This window comes from Neobacillus sp. B4I6, from assembly GCF_050434045.1.
In the GTDB taxonomy this organism is placed as follows: domain Bacteria; phylum Bacillota; class Bacilli; order Bacillales; family Cytobacillaceae; genus Neobacillus.
The window spans coordinates 1236974-1254573 of the sequence record NZ_JBNPWB010000002.1 but is presented as its reverse complement, the minus strand read 5'-3'; the positions used below and the strand labels follow the sequence as shown (position 1 = coordinate 1254573).

The window sequence follows — 17600 nt, the reverse complement described above, 5'->3', positions numbered from 1 at the left end:
AGTTTTACAACGGGAACTGGCACAAAAAGAAACATCTACAATTTTTTTGTAGATGCTTTTCTTTACAATGGAGCTATATTTTACCATTTAACGTGCTTTAATACAATAAACTTTTTGTTAAAAGTAAACCGACCTCTGATTTATTCAAAAAGGTCGGGTTTTAAAGGAATTTATTTTATTTTGTTTGAGAAATTTGGTTAACTATTTGGGTTAATGCCTCATTAATCGGCGTAATTGGACGACCGAGAACCTTTTCAAAATCATTACTTTCAACTGCTAATGAACCATTTCGAATACTCTCTTGAATTCCAACAACAATCGGAATGACAAAATCCGGTAAACCTAGACCTTTCATGATTTCTGCATAAGTCTCATCAGTGACTTGTTGTACAGGTATTTCTTTACCCAATACAACGCCAAGAGCAGATACTAATTCTTCTTGAGTTAATAGAGGAGCAGAAAGTTCATATACCTTATTTTCGTGACCGTTTCCGACAAGCACGGCTGCTGCTGCATCTGCATAATCTTGTTGTAGTGCCCAGCCTACTTTGCCTGTTCCAGCTGAAGTTACCCATGGAGCACCTGCCAACGCACCTTGAATGCTCCCAATTTCGTTCTCCAAATACCAATTGTTTCGCAAGAAAGTATATGGAATCCCTGTTTTAATGATTGCTGCTTCTGTCGCAACATGAGGCGGTGCCATTAAATTTGTGCTTTCTGTTGCATTAGCCAAACTTGTATAAGCGATATATTTCACTCCAGCCCGTTCAGCTGCAGCGACTGCATCTGTATGCTGACGAATTCTTGTTTCATTGTCACCATCCGCAGAAATAATTAATAAACGATCAATCCCTGCAAAAGCAGTATCTAATGTTTCCGGAAGGTCAAAATCTCCTTGGCGAACTTCTACTCCACGAGCTCGTAATCCTTCTGCTTTCTCAGGATTGCGTACACTGACAGCCAATTGATTCGCTGGTACAGTTTTTAATAAGGTATCCACTACTTTTGATCCTAATTTTCCTGTTGCACCTGTTACTAATATTTTCATTTGATATTCCTCCAATTGTTTTATTGTTAAAATTATTTTTATTATTGCCACTAACCTGTAATCAATTCAATTACCTGTAATCATTTTAATAACATGTTGGTCTTTTGTCAACGTAAAAACCATCTATATATATTGTTCGTAATTTTGGTATAATACACTTGTAATCAAATTGATTACATTATAATAATATGGAGATATTAAAGTGTAGAGACAATAGAGAAGGTGAGCAAAGATGTCGGTTAGCAGCCGTTTTTCAGTTGGAATTCATATATTAACACTTCTTGAGGTTAATAAAGGCGAGGTAAACTCATCAGAGTTTATTGCGGGAAGTGTCAATACAAATCCAGCCGTGATAAGAAAAATTATGGGCATGTTAAAAAAAGCAGGATTAGTAAATGTACGACCTGGTATTGCTGGGGCTGAACTAGCAAAGGATCTATCTACTATTACCTTGTTGGATGTTTATAAAGCAGTTAATGTTGTCCAGGAGAAAGAATTGTTTAGCATACATGAAAATCCCAATCCTAATTGTCCCGTAGGGAGAAATATTCAAAATACAATTGGTCCACTGTTTTCAATTGCCGAGGCGGCTTTGGAGAAAGCTCTCGGAAATGTAACCATTGAGGATGTAGTCAGGGATATTACTAAAAAAGAGAAATTTAATAGAATGTAAAAATAAAATAGAGAAAGCCGAGGATACCGTACTCCTCGGCTCTCAATTTGCATAAAACTGATTTTTAACTAAAGATAATAGTTTTCAGATATAACCTAGATGAAAACCCTTAGTGGTAAGGTAGTATGACCGGCAAGATGCTCTTACTTTTTATAGCTGAGACCAAAGCCAAAGGTGTAGTCGTCACCCGCTGCATTTGTGTAAGTATAGTCAAACTCTTCGGCATATCCTGGGACATCAGACGCGTTCTTTTCTACAGCCTCTTGATTGGCTGGGATGGTGATAGGCAGCTTACCTGTTGGGTTAAAGCGTCCGCGAAGGACATCGAGTAGTGCTTCAGCCTTGACGCTGTAGGTAGCTACGACTGACGAAGCGGCAGGCTCTACCTCATCGATAACCCATGGATTGGTCATGTTGATCACAAGGGTAGTTGGGACGGCTGCTTCGATTTCTTTTACTTTTTCAACGTTAATTCCGGTGTTTTTGCCTAATTTAATGTCTACAGTAGAGTTGTCAGGCAACTCGAATGGACTTGGACGCAGCCAAACAACTGCGGCAGTTGCATCATCAAGCTTGTCAACGATCGTTACAGTTGGGTCTTCCTTCGCAATCATCTTCTTCATTGCCTCTGTGCGACTGGCACTGTTGGAACCGCTAAACACTTCTACGTATAGCTTTGCATGTGCGATTTTTTCATCAGTCAGCGGCAGCATTCCTTGATTGTTGCGTAGAAGCGTTACGGACTTAAGATGTGCTTCGTCTGCTCTGGCCTGTGATTTTTCTGAGCTGGCAATGGCCTGAGCTTCTGTCGGATCCGTATATGGGTCCTCGAAAAGTCCGAGGTTGAATATTTCAGTAAGCAGCTGGGACACGGAAGGATCAAGGTCTTTCTCTTTAATTAAGCCTTTATTTACAGCAGAGATAAGGCCGCTTGGGTCGTTGTTGTCAGAGAAAATGTTAGTTCCTGCATCGATTGCCTTGGCAAACTTCTGTTCGATTGTTAGGTCATGCACACCCCAATCGCGGTTGGTCAGCACGCCGCTGTCGCTGTTGACGTATCCTTTAAAGCCCATCCGGTCACGGAGCAGGTCAATGAGGAGGGTCTTGTTGTAAGCACCGGCTACCTCTTCAAACTGCTGTGTCTCCGATTGCCAAAGCTCACGTGGAAGCTGTGCAGCGCTGCCCTCATTTTTAGGGACATTGTAGTAGGACATGACCGAGCTCACTCCAGCATCAATGGCAGCTTGAAACGGCGGCAGCTGGTATTTGTAAAGGCTGCCAGGCGTTGGATAGGTCGCAAACTGACCGGCCTCATTGTGCGGGTCGAGGCCTCGGACGACCGCTCCGTCACCTGGGAAATGCTTAACGGTCTGGGCGACAGACTTGCTGCTAAGCTCCTCACCTTGGAAACCAAGGACGAGTTCTTTGGCAATTTTTGCATTCAACGTTGGGTCTTCCCCGAACGTGCCGGAAATGCGGCGCCAGCGCGGTTCAGTCGCAGTTTCAATCTGGTAGCCGTAGTCCTTCTGGATGCCGGCTTCGCGCCATTCGTCGCGGGCAATCTCGGCAAAGTCGCGAATGAGGCTGAGGTCACGCGTTGCCGCTAGACCCAGGGTTCCAGGCCAGGTGGAGAATTGACCGGAAGCCTCGCTGATGCCGAACTCGTTCTGTTCATTAATGTTATTCCTCGGGTTGGAGGTGAAAACGATCGGGATACCTAGCGGTGAGGCCTCTGCAATCTCCTGATATTGGTTTGCTCGCTCCGCTAGAGCTTTAGCTGAAAGATTGTCTCGGATAATAAGGTAGCGAATATGGCGATTATTGATGTAATCGTTGATGGCGGTAGTGCTAAGTGATGTGATTTGCATGATGCCTGCCTTCTCCTCCATGCTCATTCGCGGCAGGAGATCGGCTACACGCTTTTCGGTGGACAAGCGCCAGTCCTCGTAAGGATCAATCTTGCCATTGGCATTGAGATCTTTGAATAGTCGTTGACCAATCTTAATAGTGGGCTTAACATGAGCTTCAACCGATGGCGCCTTTTTCCCACCAGCATTTGAGTGGTCCGGTGGTGAGGCAAATGCCCCGCCGGCAATCGTGGCAGCAGCCACACTTGTGATCAGAGAAGACATAACCATTTTTCTTAACCGTTTCGATTTTTTTGCCAATTTTTCTACCCCCTTGAAATTTTGTTGAGAGTGAATCATAAAAGCGTTTGCAGAAAAATATCTATATTTTCCCTCCTTTGTGCCCAAAAACTAGACGTTCAATATTTGTAACCGGATACAAAATGGGACAATTAAATTATACGAAAATTGAGACAATTAACCGTTGTATTAATTTTAGGTTTTTTTGTGATATTTTTATTTTTTATCTCTATAGTTAAATTCCGGTGACACACCCCGCATTTTCTTGTTTCACACACTTTGTTCCACATGACCACTTATTAATAAATTAGTAGGAGATTAAATTATTTAGGATAAGATAGGTATCCTTTCTTTTTATAAAGGTAAAATGAATAGAATTAATTAAAATTAGCACCATCCAATTTTTTGGATGGTGCTAATTTTTCATATAAAATCCCTAACTCTGAGGCTATAATGGAGAATAAAAGATACGTTTCTTGATAGGGAAATTTGATAGCTAAAGTTTACGATAATATCAAACTAGCTAAATGATAGAGATTTGGAAGGATTTCAAAAATTATCGAAGAAACAATAAATTTAATAGAAGGTCATAGAAACTTGCAAAAGATGGTTAAAAACTTCTCAACCTCTGCGATTCAGCGAACCTAATATTTATTAGAAAAAATATTAGGAAGGTGAAATTCACCTTCTTTTCTTTTTTAACAACTAATGGTATTATTCAACAGTTTTAGCATATCAGCAAAATCAAAAGGTGCTTCTTTCCTCACACAGTCTGCAAATTGGGACACAAGCTTTAGTGTTTCAATACTCTGTACAGGATAATTTCCTGCAGCACTTTCAGCAGACAACATCACTGCGTTTGTCCCATCCATTACGGACTGGAAGATATCTGTGACTTCCGCTCTTGTTGGCAGTGGATTTTCAATCATTGATTGAAGCATTTGGGTAGCTGTGATAACATACGTATCCAGCCGGTTGCATTCGCTAATCATCGCTTTTTGTAACAATGGAATCCATTGATATGCCAGCTCTACACCAAGGTCGCCCCGGGCAATCATCACTGCATCAGTCTCCGAACAAATTTCCTGGAAATTTTGAATGGCCTCAATCGTTTCAATTTTAGCCACTAGCTTAGGCGTATGTCCCCCCACACTTTCCATAAAGCTGTGCACTTCTTTAATATGCGATGCCCTGCGGACAAAGGAGCAAGCTATGAAATCAACTTCTTCTTGTAATAGGAATTGAATATCCTGTTTATCTTTTTCAGTAATGGCAGGTAAGCTGGTGACAACACCTGGAAGATTTACTCCTTTATGAGAAGATATTTCCCCACCTGATTTAACTGTAGTAACAACTTTAGTTTGCTCTACTCTAGTAACTACCAACTCAACCGCGCCATCATTAATTAAAATTCGATTTCCTGATTTTACATATTTTACCAAACCTTCATAATCGACACTTGCTTGTTCATTGTTACCTACTACTTGGTCAATGTGAAGGGAAAAGGACCGCCCTGTGTTAAGAATGAATTTTTCACCTTCCAATTCACCCAGACGTATTTTTGGACCTTGGAGATCACCCAATACTTTAATTGGATGTCCAGTCTCACTGCTAAGTGTTTGTAATAATTGAATCACATTTCTGTGGCTCTCGTGAGTCCCATGAGAAAAATTCAAGCGTGCAATCGTCATCCCATGATTGATCAACTCAGTAAGAACTTTACTATCATTACTTGCCGGTCCAATTGTACATATACGATCAACTGACATGGTATCACCTCATTTTATGGTCGGAGTTATTGTGCCCAAAGTAGCTTTTATTAGGTATTTAAATAGAAGTGCTGCCAGCACTTTTTCCCTCCTCCATTCCGGAGGGTCTCTTTAATTCATTGAACTTTAATCGAGTTACGAAATAAATCACTGGTGCGGTCGATAAGAACGGTTTATAACTCCCATCTCCTCTTATAAATCACTGGCGCGGTCAATAAGAATGGTTTATAACTCCCGTCTCCTCTTATTTGCAGGATTTTGTAACTCATGGTCAGGAGAAGGAAAATTGTTACTATTGTGTGAACATCAAAAAAGTGTCAGGCACCTTTCAATAATCTGGATGGTATCTGACACAAAACTCCATCCGTAATAGCTCTTCCAAATCCAACAATTTGATCATTTACTGTGACAAACAGAAAGACATTACTTGCTTCAAATACTTGCTTAATAATCTCCTTTGTATGCTTTGTCCAACCTACAGAAGAATATATTTCTTTCATTTCATCAAGATTTACCTTTGAAAAATCACTATGAATTTTTAAATCCATCATACCCCTCCCTACTAGTGAAAATGTAGATCCTAAGTTTTCTTAACAACATTATCAGCAATAATTCCACAAAAAATTAGAATTTTTCAGGAGGGATATAAACTCTTTTTTAGATAAATTTTATTTTTTCGGATGATATATGTGTTGGAAATATTATAGAGGGAATTATAATGTCAAAACAAAGTTCATGAACAAATAGAAAAGCTATTATGCAAGTTGTATTAAATTATAGGGGGGAAAGTAATGCGTTATTCAAATCTTAAAAGGACGTTAATTGGCAGACCACTCAAATCAACAGAGTTAGGAGAACAAAAACTAGGTATATTGAAGGCTCTGGCCATTTTATCTTCAGATGCACTTTCTTCAGTTGCTTACGGTACAGAACAAATTTTACTAGTATTGGCTACTGTTAGTACGGTGGCCTTTTGGTACTCGATTCCGATTGCAATCGGTGTTTTAGTTTTGCTGATTGCTTTAATTCTTTCATATCGTCAAATTATTTATGCTTATCCTCATGGCGGCGGGGCTTATATTGTTTCAAGAAGCAATTTAGGAGAAAATCCTGGATTAATAGCGGGGGGATCTCTGCTAGTTGACTATATATTAACTGTTGCCGTGAGTATTTCAGCTGGAACAGATGCCCTCACTTCTGCATTTCCGCAATTACACCAATATAAGGTACTAATTGCTTGTATATTGGTGGTTTTTATAACTATTTTAAATTTGAGAGGGGTGACCGAATCGGCGTCGGTTCTGGCTTATCCAGTGTATTTATTTGTATTGGCTTTAGTTATTCTCATAGGGGTTGGACTATGGCATATGGTAAGCGGGCAAGCACCAGCTGATTTACATACACCTATAGGGACTGTAGTTCCTGGGGGCATTACTTTGTTTTTATTACTGAGAGCTTTTTCATCTGGATGTTCCGCTCTTACTGGTGTGGAGGCAATATCTAACGCCATACCCCACTTTAAAGAACCAGCTGCGAAAAATGCAGCTAATACTTTGGTCTTGATGGGTTTCATCCTGGCAATATTGTTCTCAGGTGTTACGTTATTGGCGTATTGGTATGGAATTGCTCCTAAAGCGGAAGAAACAGTAGTTTCTCAAATTTCCACCGAAGTATTCGGAAGAAACTTTTTATACTATTTTATTCAGGGGACTACTGCTCTTATTTTAATATTAGCAGCAAATACTGGTTTTACTGCTTTCCCTTTACTGGCTGTAAATTTAGCAACAGACAAATATGTACCAAGGATGTTCTTGCTCCGTGGGGATCGACTAGGCTATTCAAACGGAATTATCATTCTCAGCATTGCATCCATTTTACTAATTATAGCTTTTAGGGGAGAAACCGAACAACTTATACCGCTCTATGCAGTTGGAGTATTTATTCCATTCACTCTTTCACAATCTGGAATGATCGTGAAATGGTTACGTGAGAAACCACAGGGATGGCTCTATAAGTTAATAATAAATTTAGTGGGTGCTCTTATTACTTTAACTGTATTAATCATTTTCTTCACCACGAAGTTTTTTCAAGTTTGGTCAGTTTTAATTTTCTTACCTATAATAGTCTTCTTGTTTCACCGAATTAAACGTCATTATAATGTCGTGGCAAATGAGTTAGAAATTAGTCTAGGTAATGAAGATATAAAATTTGATGGAAATGTAGTGATTGTTCCTGTTGGAAGTATTAATAAAGTTGTGGAACAATCCTTGAATTATGCTCAGGTCATTGGAGATACAATCATTGCAGTTTATGTTGCATTTGACAGAGAGAGCGAAAAACAAATGGAGGAGAAGTGGAAAGAATGGAAACCAAATGTTCGGCTTGTTACTCTATTTACTCCATATAGAAGTTTGATTAACCCCATCTCCCGTTTTATTGACTTAGCGGATGATAAAATTGAGGATAATAATCGAGCCATGACCGTATTAATTCCGCAATTTATCACGAAAAAAAGGTGGCATGATTTTTTACACAATCAGTCAAGTATAATGTTGAGATTGTATCTCCTTTATCAAAAGAATGTAATTGTCTCAACAGTCCCTTATCGCTTTAAAGAATAATGAAACTGAAGATGCCTACGGGCTTCTTTTTTATAATGATTAATAAGGACTAAAAAAACAACCTATATTTATACAGAAATCAGAATGTTATTAAATATTTCCAATTCAACTTAACTGCACCAATATTAACACCTCCTATAACATGAAAAGAGACATAAAAACCGGAAAAATTGAGTTTACTATATCTAAAAAAAGTGCCAGGCACTCTCCAATGATCTGGAAGGTGCCTGACACTCATTTATTCATTACCTGGTATTCATTTAACAATTTATTCAGGAAGTCTAGTCTCTGCTTCGCATTCTCTTTGATTATGATATCTACGCCTGTATCAACAACTTTTTCAACATTTTCTCCTCTTGTTACTTTCAATGCTGTTTCAACGCTTAAATATCCCATATCATAAGGATTTTGTGCTACTGTACTAGATATCGTTCCATCCTTGATTAACTTCAGCATATCAGGGATTCCGTCTGCTCCGATGACTGGTATCGTAACACCTTGTTCCTCCAATACCTTTATTACTTGTACAGCAGAAGTGTCATGTGTAGCAAAGACTCCCTTAATATCCGGATGATCATGTAATATCTTTGTCATTTCTTTTTTTACTGTCTTGGGATCATCCGATATCCCTACTGTTTCTGCCGCTAATGTGATCCCTGCATCTTTTAAAGCCATTTTAGCGCCGTTTATCCGTTCTCTAAATACTGAAAGGGACAAATCGCCACCGATAATGGCCACTTTATTTCCAGGTTGAAGCTGCGAGGCTAAAAGTGAACCTGCTTTTTTTCCTAAATCTACGTTATCGGTACCGATATAAGAAGTTTTATTTTCCAATGGAAAATCATTATCTACTAATAATACAGGGGTTTTTTTGGTTTCCGTAAACTTTTCCAGTATAGGAATAACCGTTGAATTCGTCGGTGCAACAATTAATACATCTGGATTTTCTTGATAGGTCTTCTCTAATAATCTACTTTGTGCTTCAGCAGATTCATTACGTGGTGCGATAACCTTCCCATCAATGCCAAAATCTCTGAACCCTTTTTCAGCGCCTGCTTTAATAATTTGCCAATATTGTATGTCTAAACTTTTTAAAACAATGACCACTTTCGGTCTTTCATCTACAAATGAATTAGAAATAAAACTTATAATGATGACAGAAATAACCGCTCCTACAAGATAAACTAGCTTTCTATTTTTTAACAATACATCCTCCCCTCTCCCTTATTTTAAGAATAGTAACGATCAGTTATTAAGAATAGGATTTAATTGAAAGCGAACCGAGAAAATGGTCCCCTCATCCCCCGTTGTTATATTAATTTCAGCGTGGTGTCGTTTTGCTACACTGTAGCAAATAGCCAAACCTAATCCTGTTCCCGTTTCCTTCGTTGTAAAGAAAGGTGTTCCTAATTTTTGTAGAACGTCCGGGCTGATGCCGTGACCCTGATCTTTTATTTCTAAAATGACGGCTTGGTTTTTTGTATATGTTTTTATCGTAAGTTTTCCATTCGACGACATGGCATCGAGTCCATTAAGGGCGATATTTAAGATTAGCTGACGGATTTCTTTTTGATCGATATAAATATCCGGACACTTATTTAAATCAAGCTTAACTTGTTTATTTGACCGAAAAGCCTCCGCTTGAATGAGTGGAGATAATGCTTCTAGTATCGTATTTAAGTTTTGCTTTTTCTTCACACTAACCTTGTTTTTGGCTAAATTAAGAAATTCAGTAATAATCGCGTTCGCCCTATGTAATTCATCTAACATCAAATCAATGATCTCTGCTGATAAATTAGCGCTGTTATTCCTTGATAATTGTAAAAATCCTTGAACTGTGGTCATCGGATTTCTAATTTCATGGGCAATTCCTGCTGCCATTTCACCGATTAAATTCAACCGATCTAATCGGGACATCTCTTTCTCTAAGTGAACGGTATCGGTAACATCTGTTAAAACAATTAACGTACATGGTTCAGTATGGATATCAATCATTTCAGTCGATAATAATCCATCGCGAATATCCCCGTTTTTTGTTTTATAGCTAATTTTCTTATTACGAATTTTCCGATCAAGATTAATCGGTTTACCCGTTGATTCATCCACAAAATTATTCACATTTATTTTGTGTTTTTCCAACTCAGCGTGGCTATAACCAGTAAATTTTATCCAACTAGTATTTACTTCAATAAAAGTTAAATTCTTCTGCGAAAAAATCGCCATTAAACAGGGGCTAGATTCAAAAATTTTCCGAAATCTTTCTTGGGAACGGTAAAGATGGTTGGCGATTCTTTCTCGTTCCTCTATCTCTATTTGTAGTTTTTCGTTAGCCCTTATCAGTTCTAGCGTTCGTTCTTCTACTTTTTGTTCCATTGTAGTGAATTGGAGTTTTTTAATTTCCTCTATCTGCTTTCTTTCTGTGACATCTCGAATCGAACAAACAAAAAGCAGTTGATTGTCAACGGTGGTTTCCCCGATAAGAATGTCCGCATAAAAGTGACTTTCATCTTTCCGAATAGCCACCGATTCGATCACCTTTCCAACAGATTGCTTGATTGAGGAAAAGAATGAAAACGAAGAATCCTGGACTTCGTTACCCATCCATTTTAGAAAAAGCATTACCACATGTTTACCGATTAATTCCTCAGCCTTGTAACCAAACATGCTTTTTATAGCTGGATTCACTGATAGAATGGAACATTGATCGTCAAACGTAAGGATCGTGTCGACGATGGTTTCACCAATAACTTTGGATAATGCCTCTGTCCGCCGTAAATTTAACGTTGCTCTATCTAACTTTTTATTCACTTCATTCAGTTGAACTTTACGTTCTCGATCGGTCTGAATGATATTTTCTTTGTGATTTTGATAAATTTTAACAAATTGTTCGATTTTCTGTTTCAATGTTTTGGGATTAAAGGGTTTAAAAATATAATCAATGGCCCCTACTGCATACCCTTGATGCACATGTTCTATATTTTGACTAATCGCAGTGATAAAAATGATCGGAATATGTCTTGTTTTTTCTCTAGCCTTAATGAGCTTCGCCGTTTCAAATCCATTTAGCCCCGGCATCTGTACGTCCAGTAAAATAACAGCAAAGTCTTGTTTTAGCATACATTTTAACGCTTCTTTTCCTGAATTTGCGCTTACCAAGTGGTAATTGGGAGAAGTAAGTACAGCTTTCAGTGCTAATAGATTTTCAGGATGATCATCCACCATTAAGATATTTACCTTTTTAAAATGGGGACTAATTAATTTTTCGATAGAGTTTTTCTGATGCGTCAAATTCTCCGTAACAGTTTTCATAACTAGTAAATTTTATCCCCTCTCTTTTACCCAATCCAAGAAAACCTGATGGACATAGGCTATTATATAATAACGTATGGACATGATTTTGAAGAACCTTATCAAAATAGATAAAGACATTTCGGCATATAATTATATCAAACTCGTTAAATGATTGATCCGTTACTAAATTATGCTGGGCAAACACCACATTTTTTTGCAAAAAGGTATGAAAAAAAACCTTATCATCCACTGCCTTATAGTATTCAGAAAAGGCCCTTTTCCCGCCTGCCTCGATATAGTTTTTTGTATAGAGCTGCATCCTATCTAATGGAAAAGTACCTTTCTTCGCCTTTTCTAGGACAATTTTGTTTAAATCGGTAGCAAACATTCTCGTTTTTTCGTAAATCCCTTCTTCATGTAAGAGAATAGCCATGGAATAGACCTCTTCCCCTGATGAGCAGCCAACATGCCAAATTCGAATTTCAGGATAATCTTTTACTAACGGAATGATTTTTGTTCGGAATGACTTAAAAAATGAAGGATCCCGGAACATCTCTGTCACATTAATCGAGAAATCAGAAAGCAATTCCCCCATGACTTCTGAATCGCGTAGTACCTTTTCCTGAAGAGCCGATATACTTGCAAGATTCTCCTTACAAACACGATGGCTAATTCTCCTTTGGATGAAAGGAAAGGCATAATTTCGAAAATCATAACCATAATAACGAAAAACGGCCTCTAGGAGTAATTCTATTTCAATTCTTTCTATCTCTTCTGACTTGAGAATATCAGGTGCTTTTATCAAATTTTCTGGCCCTCCTTACTATACAACCATACTTGAATTAAAGAAAATAACTGGTCTAAGTTAATTGGCTTACTTATATAATCCGTTGCTCCAGCATCTAAACATTCTTCTCTACTGCGTTTCATTGCCTTGGCTGTAAGGGCGATGATTGGTAATGCTTGAAATTCTGTTATTTGGCGAATTTGTCGCATGGCTTCAAACCCATCCATCTCAGGCATCATAATGTCCATTAATATTAAGTCTGTATCTGGGTTGTCCTTTAATACCTCAATCCCTTCACGACCATTCTCTGCTACAATAATATTCATTTCATATTTTTCAAGAGCAATTGTTAAGGCATAAACATTCCGAATATCATCATCTACAATGAGTATTTTCTTGTTTTTCAAAGAAGAAATCCCATTTTGATTTTCCCGATCTTCTATATCTTTAAGTGGGTCATCCTCATAAAGACTTATCGCAACTTCTTCCAAAGCGGTATTCCCAACTATTTTGTTGATCGTTTGATAGTATGGCAAATATAAAGTGAAGATGCTACCTTTCCCTTTCATACTCATTACCTCAATAAATCCACCTAATAACTGTGCCATTTCTCGACTAATGGAAAGTCCTAATCCAGTGCCCCCATATTGACGACTTGTCGTTCCATCTGCTTGTTTAAAGGCATCAAATATCGTATCTTGTTTGTCTTTATCAATGCCAATTCCCGTATCGATAACGGAGAAAGCAAGCATTGAATTCGCTTGAACTCCCTCAGATAGATTCCTGCTGACGTCTTTAACTTCCTTCCGGACAACTAATGATACACTGCCACGTTCAGTAAACTTAAAAGCATTGGAAAGTAGATTTTTTAAAATTTGCTGTAAACGTTGTTCATCCGTATTGAAGGTCCCTGATAAATTTGCATCCATTTTAATAGTAAACTGTACATTTTTTTGAATCGCAAGAGGAGAAAATTGCCGTTCAATAAAATCTTGCACATCCTGTAGGTCCACCTCTGTAGGGTTTACATCTAATTTACCTGACTCCACTTTCGCTAAGTCTAAAACATCGTTTATTAAATGAAGTAAATCATTCCCCGATGAGTAAATCGTCCGAACATACTCCTCCTGATCAGCCGTAAGATTTCCATCCCCGTTTTCAGCGAGTATTTGCGCTAATATTAGTAAACTATTTAGAGGTGTTCTTAACTCATGGGACATATTCGCTAGAAATTCCGATTTATATTGTGAGCTTAGTGCCAATTGTTGAGCTTTCTCTTCAAGCGCCTCCCTAACCTTTTCGATTTCCTCTTTCTTTTGTTCAGAAGCTATATACTGCTCCTCAAGTTTTTCATTCGTCGTCCTTAACTCCTCTTGTTGTAACTGCAGTTCTTCTGATTGAGCTTGGAGTTCTTCTGTCAAGGCTTGTGATTCTTGCAATAATCTTTCTGCTTTCATATGGCTGACAATACTGTTTATCTTGATACCAATATTATTAGTTACGGCTTCCAATAGCTTAACCTGAAGGGGACTTAAGGCCTCAAATGATGCAATTTCAATAACAGCTAGTACATCATTTTCAAATTGTATCGGTAAAATCATAATATTTTTCGGTGAACCTACTCCTAGTCCTGATCTAATTTTTACGTAGTGATCTGGGACATTGGTTAGTAAGATGGATCGTTTTTCAAGTGCACATTGGCCGATCAGACCTTCTCCAAAACGAAAACGCATATAATCTTTATTATCATTCAAAGAGGCATAGGCTGAAATCTTTTTTAGATACTTCTCTCGCTCTTCTACTTCCTTAACATAAAAAACTCCGTAACTTGCTCCTACCATCGGTACAAGTTTTGTAATTAACAATTCTGCTAACATAGAAACATTTTCAACCTCAGGATAAATGGTAGCAATTTCGGCAATTTTCCTATTCAGCCAACTTTGCTCTTCTGCTACTTCTTTTAATTGTTTTTCTAGCATACTTTGTTCCTCTAATGCATGTGCCATTTTATTAAAGGAAACTGCGATTTCACCCAACTCACCCTTAGTGGAAAGCTCAATTCGGGGCAATGAACTAAAATCACTAGTTGTAGCACTTTTCATAACAGCTGTTATTTTGTTCAGGTTATTTGTCATACCTCTAATAATCCAAAACGTGAAACCAATGCCAATACATAAGGCAATGGCAAGATAAATGTAAATAATGGTGACAGCCATATTGTAAGTATCTTTAGACCTTAAAAGTTCATTTTTCATCTTTTGTTCTTGCAATCCATAAAGAAGATCGGCAATTTGAATCATTCTTTGTCTTATAAGTTCAGAATCTGTCCAAAAGACTGCAGGAATTTCCATTTCCCCATTTAGCTTTTTTGCTGTCAAAGCTTGCTGCCCCATATTTTTATATGATTCTTGCAATATTTTAAACTTTGCAATTAGTTCTTTAGATTTCTCTTGCTTGTCCATTTTTTCTAGTGATTCAATCGCCGCTTGCAAATTGGTATGGGAATCTTCCCAAGAATTCGCCGCATTTAAATGGATATCATTTCCACGGTTAGTTAACATCGAAGTTAGCTCTAGACCTATTCTAGAAGTCTCATATTTAATATCGGAAGCCATTTCGATTCTCTCATTTAGATCATTAACAACAACGTTCATATTCACTGTCGATTGTTCGAGCATGTTCATTAAAATGATTGCGATAATAAAAAACAATAGCAGTAATGAACCGATGCTCGTATAGAGCTTTGTTTTAAATTTCATAAGACCTCCATATTTCCTATCGTTTATTAACAGGTTAATCTATTAAACTAAAATCGTAATTGTCACAAAAAATAGAATATTCAAAATAACAAAACATCCCGTTTATCAATTATCTTTCATATTTTTATATTTTACTTTAAGTCAATATTATCGTCTACATAATATTTTATATAAATAAAGGAAAGTGGCTAATAAAAAGGATGCACATACTTCCACCCATAATTAGTAGATATTACATCAAAAGCCTGTTAAAAATGTCCAATTCTAGAGGGTTTTGAAGAATTATAGTAAATGTGAAGGATTCACTCTTTATTGTTTTATTATTTCAATATAACAAACTAACGAGTTTACCGTACTAGACGATTAACCCCTGCTTCAAACAATCACCTTCATTATAATACTACTACAGTTCCCGTTTTTTTTCTCCTATTGGAATGGAGACAATCAAAAAAAATAGGAAACATGATTTATTTCACATACAAATGAATCCAAATATTTTATAATATTCTTTAAAAATAGAAATCTGGTGAAGGTATGACATTGTTAAAAGAATTTTCAAATGTAGAAATGTTTTTAAATTCATTAAGTTCGTTAGATGTGGACTGCTTCTTTGGATGTGACGAACAAGAGTTAATGCTTTTGATAGATACAAATGTTCGTTACCAGGCCGCGGACACTGATTACATCCGGGGGCTTGGGGACCATGGGCTACGGACAGCCTGCAGCAATTGGAGTATCTGCTGCTTGTCCGGGAAGGTCTGTCATTTGTGTCTCAGGTGATGGCAGCTTTCAGATGAATCTTCAGGAATTGATCACAGCTGTGAAGTATCAGCTTCCACTAAAAATCGCTATCTTGAATAATGGCTATCTTGGCATGGTGCGCCAATGGCAGGAACTGTTTTATTAGGGGCGGTATTCCCAGGTCAAAATGACTTCACCGAATTTCGCCCAATTGGCTCAGGCATATGGTGTAGCAGGATTTCGGGCCCAGACCGAAGAAGAAGCAAAGCAGATTATTACGGAAGCATTTCAGTGTACCGGGCCAGTTCTCATGGAGTTTAATATAATGGAAGAAGAAAACGTCTATCCGATGGTGCCCCCTAACCATAACAACCATCAAACCATACTATCTCGATAAAAAAACGCCAAACCATTGTGGAATTCAAAGGTTTGGCGTTTTTTTTAGGAAGGAATCGTCCAGAAGTGTAAAAATGAGTGAATTTTTACATTTTATGGGCGGATTTTCGATTCCAATAGGTGGGAATAGATTCTATCAGCGAATTATTAGCTTCTATCAGCGAATTTGCATGTTCTATCAGCGAATCTTTAAGTTCTATCAGCGAATCCAGGAAGGTTAGGTCTATATTTTATAAATATACATTAGTTAGGAATGAAAAGTACGGCTATACAGCATGTACTTGTCAATACGCTCCCGGTTCGGTTCATACCCGATACCGGGTTGTTTTGGAATCGTAATCATCCCGTCTTCCACTGTTACCTCGGGATCAATAATATCTTCCTTCCAATACCGGGCAGAAGCAGCTGTATCACCTGGGAGAGTAAAATTAGACAGGCTTGTTATTGCAATATTATGCGCCCTGCCAACTCCAGCCTCAAGCATGCCGCCACACCAGACGGGAATCCCATTTGCCTCACATAAATCATGGATTTTTTTAGATTCTGTTAAGCCTCCGACACGCCCAATTTTAATATTAATAATTTTACAACTGCCAAGTTGAATAGCCTTTCGCACGTCATCCACACTATGGATACTTTCATCCAGACAAATCGGTGTCTCGATTTGGGCTTGAAGCTGCGCATGATCGATGATATCATCAAAGCCCAACGGCTGCTCAATCATCATTAAATTAAATTGATCCATCGCCTTAAGCGTTTCGATATCCTCTAAAGTATAAGCGGTATTTGCATCCGCCATTAATGGAATATCTGGGTAGTGTTTTCGAATCTCTGCTAAAATGTTTACATCCCATCCCGGTTGAATTTTCACCTTGATACGTTTATATCCTTCTTCTAGATGACCCTCAATCAATGCTAATAATTCTTCGACCGTATCCTGGATCCCAATACTGACGCCGACCTCAATCTTTTCAAATGTTCCTCCAAGGGCACTCGATAGACTAACTCCTTGCTGTTTAGCATAAGCATCCCAAATGGCCCCTTCAAGGGCAGCCTTTGCCATGTAATTCCCTCGGATATGATGAAAGCGTTCGGAGACCTCATCTGGATGAGAAATTGGCTCCTTCAGAAGAAGTGGAATCAGAAAATCCTCCATCATATGCCAATTGGTTTTGACAGTTTCTTCTTTATATGTGGCATCAATCGCAGCAACGGATTCAGCCCAACCCGTAATGCCATCCTTCGTTTTGACTTCGACCAAAATAAAGTCTTTATCATATTCGGTCCCTACAGCGGTCGTGAAGGGGTGTAATAGATCCATTTTCATATGTCTTAACACAATTCGTTGTATTTCCATCCTATTTATAC

General features: G+C 38.0%; 11 protein-coding genes and 1 pseudogene. 3 read left to right on the top strand and 9 right to left on the bottom strand.

The window, feature by feature from the left end; genetic code table 11:
• Positions 1 to 175: 175 nt before the first annotated feature.
• Positions 176 to 1048: an SDR family oxidoreductase gene (locus QF028_RS08310; RefSeq protein ID WP_429464818.1), complete on the bottom strand. Its 873-nt coding sequence runs from the start codon at positions 1046 to 1048 to the stop codon at positions 176 to 178.
• Between the two features lie 232 nt (positions 1049 to 1280).
• On the opposite strand from QF028_RS08310, the gene QF028_RS08305 reads away from it, so the two are divergent.
• The gene (locus tag QF028_RS08305) at positions 1281 to 1721 is read left to right on the top strand and encodes an Rrf2 family transcriptional regulator (RefSeq protein WP_215004040.1); all 441 of its coding nucleotides are present in this window, start codon (positions 1281 to 1283) and stop codon (positions 1719 to 1721) included.
• A 143-nt stretch (positions 1722 to 1864) separates the two neighbouring features.
• Here QF028_RS08305 and QF028_RS08300 read toward each other — a convergent pair whose 3' ends face one another.
• The 3 genes from QF028_RS08300 to QF028_RS08290 all read right to left on the bottom strand — a co-directional run bounded on the left by QF028_RS08300 (position 1865) and on the right by QF028_RS08290 (position 6188).
• Complete coding sequence (locus tag QF028_RS08300; RefSeq protein ID WP_429464817.1) at positions 1865 to 3889, bottom strand: glycoside hydrolase family 3 protein; 2025 nt, start codon at positions 3887 to 3889, stop codon at positions 1865 to 1867.
• A 677-nt stretch (positions 3890 to 4566) separates the two neighbouring features.
• On the bottom strand, positions 4567 to 5637 hold the full coding sequence (locus tag QF028_RS08295) for a pyruvate kinase (protein WP_429464816.1): 1071 nt from the start codon (positions 5635 to 5637) through the stop codon (positions 4567 to 4569).
• A gap of 317 nt (positions 5638 to 5954) precedes the next feature.
• A complete protein-coding gene (locus QF028_RS08290) occupies positions 5955 to 6188 on the bottom strand; it encodes a hypothetical protein (protein ID WP_429464815.1) in 234 nt (77 codons plus the stop codon).
• 240 nt (positions 6189 to 6428) lie between these two features.
• Between QF028_RS08290 and QF028_RS08285 the strand changes: the two genes are divergently transcribed.
• The gene (locus QF028_RS08285) at positions 6429 to 8258 is read left to right on the top strand and encodes an APC family permease (RefSeq protein WP_429464814.1); all 1830 of its coding nucleotides are present in this window, start codon (positions 6429 to 6431) and stop codon (positions 8256 to 8258) included.
• A gap of 234 nt (positions 8259 to 8492) precedes the next feature.
• On the opposite strand, the gene QF028_RS08280 is transcribed toward QF028_RS08285, so the two are convergent.
• The 4 genes from QF028_RS08280 to QF028_RS08265 are packed head-to-tail and all read right to left on the bottom strand — an operon-like array spanning position 8493 to position 15095.
• Complete coding sequence (locus tag QF028_RS08280) at positions 8493 to 9464, bottom strand: sugar ABC transporter substrate-binding protein (RefSeq protein WP_429464813.1); 972 nt, start codon at positions 9462 to 9464, stop codon at positions 8493 to 8495.
• A gap of 39 nt (positions 9465 to 9503) precedes the next feature.
• Complete coding sequence (locus QF028_RS08275) at positions 9504 to 11567, bottom strand: PAS domain S-box protein (protein ID WP_429464812.1); 2064 nt, start codon at positions 11565 to 11567, stop codon at positions 9504 to 9506.
• The gene (locus QF028_RS08270; protein WP_429464811.1) at positions 11509 to 12354 is read right to left on the bottom strand and encodes a CheR family methyltransferase; all 846 of its coding nucleotides are present in this window, start codon (positions 12352 to 12354) and stop codon (positions 11509 to 11511) included. The genes QF028_RS08275 and QF028_RS08270 overlap by 59 nt, the downstream gene beginning before the upstream one ends.
• The gene (locus tag QF028_RS08265) at positions 12351 to 15095 is read right to left on the bottom strand and encodes a response regulator (protein WP_429464810.1); all 2745 of its coding nucleotides are present in this window, start codon (positions 15093 to 15095) and stop codon (positions 12351 to 12353) included. The genes QF028_RS08270 and QF028_RS08265 overlap by 4 nt, the downstream gene beginning before the upstream one ends.
• A gap of 652 nt (positions 15096 to 15747) precedes the next feature.
• On the opposite strand from QF028_RS08265, the pseudogene QF028_RS08260 reads away from it, so the two are divergent.
• A pseudogene (locus QF028_RS08260) lies at positions 15748 to 16233 on the top strand (thiamine pyrophosphate-dependent enzyme).
• Between the two features lie 246 nt (positions 16234 to 16479).
• Here the strand turns inward: QF028_RS08260 and menC are convergent.
• Positions 16480 to 17589 carry an o-succinylbenzoate synthase gene (menC, locus tag QF028_RS08255; RefSeq protein ID WP_429464809.1) on the bottom strand — a complete coding sequence of 370 codons (1110 nt, stop codon included), beginning with the start codon at positions 17587 to 17589 and terminating at the stop codon, positions 16480 to 16482.
• Positions 17590 to 17600 lie beyond the last annotated feature (11 nt).

What these genes read in the sequence shown, in the direction of transcription:
- QF028_RS08285 (WP_429464814.1), top strand. Translation starts at nt 6,429, where the DNA reads ATGCGTTATTCAAATCTTAAAAGGACGTTAATTGGCAGACCACTCAAA.
- QF028_RS08290 (WP_429464815.1), bottom strand. Translation starts at nt 6,188, where the DNA reads ATGATGGATTTAAAAATTCATAGTGATTTTTCAAAGGTAAATCTTGAT.
- QF028_RS08295 (WP_429464816.1), bottom strand. Translation starts at nt 5,637, where the DNA reads ATGTCAGTTGATCGTATATGTACAATTGGACCGGCAAGTAATGATAGT.
- QF028_RS08305 (WP_215004040.1), top strand. Translation starts at nt 1,281, where the DNA reads ATGTCGGTTAGCAGCCGTTTTTCAGTTGGAATTCATATATTAACACTT.
- QF028_RS08310 (WP_429464818.1), bottom strand. Translation starts at nt 1,048, where the DNA reads ATGAAAATATTAGTAACAGGTGCAACAGGAAAATTAGGATCAAAAGTA.
- QF028_RS08265 (WP_429464810.1), bottom strand. Translation starts at nt 15,095, where the DNA reads ATGAAATTTAAAACAAAGCTCTATACGAGCATCGGTTCATTACTGCTA.
- menC (WP_429464809.1), bottom strand. Translation starts at nt 17,589, where the DNA reads ATGGAAATACAACGAATTGTGTTAAGACATATGAAAATGGATCTATTA.
- QF028_RS08275 (WP_429464812.1), bottom strand. Translation starts at nt 11,567, where the DNA reads ATGAAAACTGTTACGGAGAATTTGACGCATCAGAAAAACTCTATCGAA.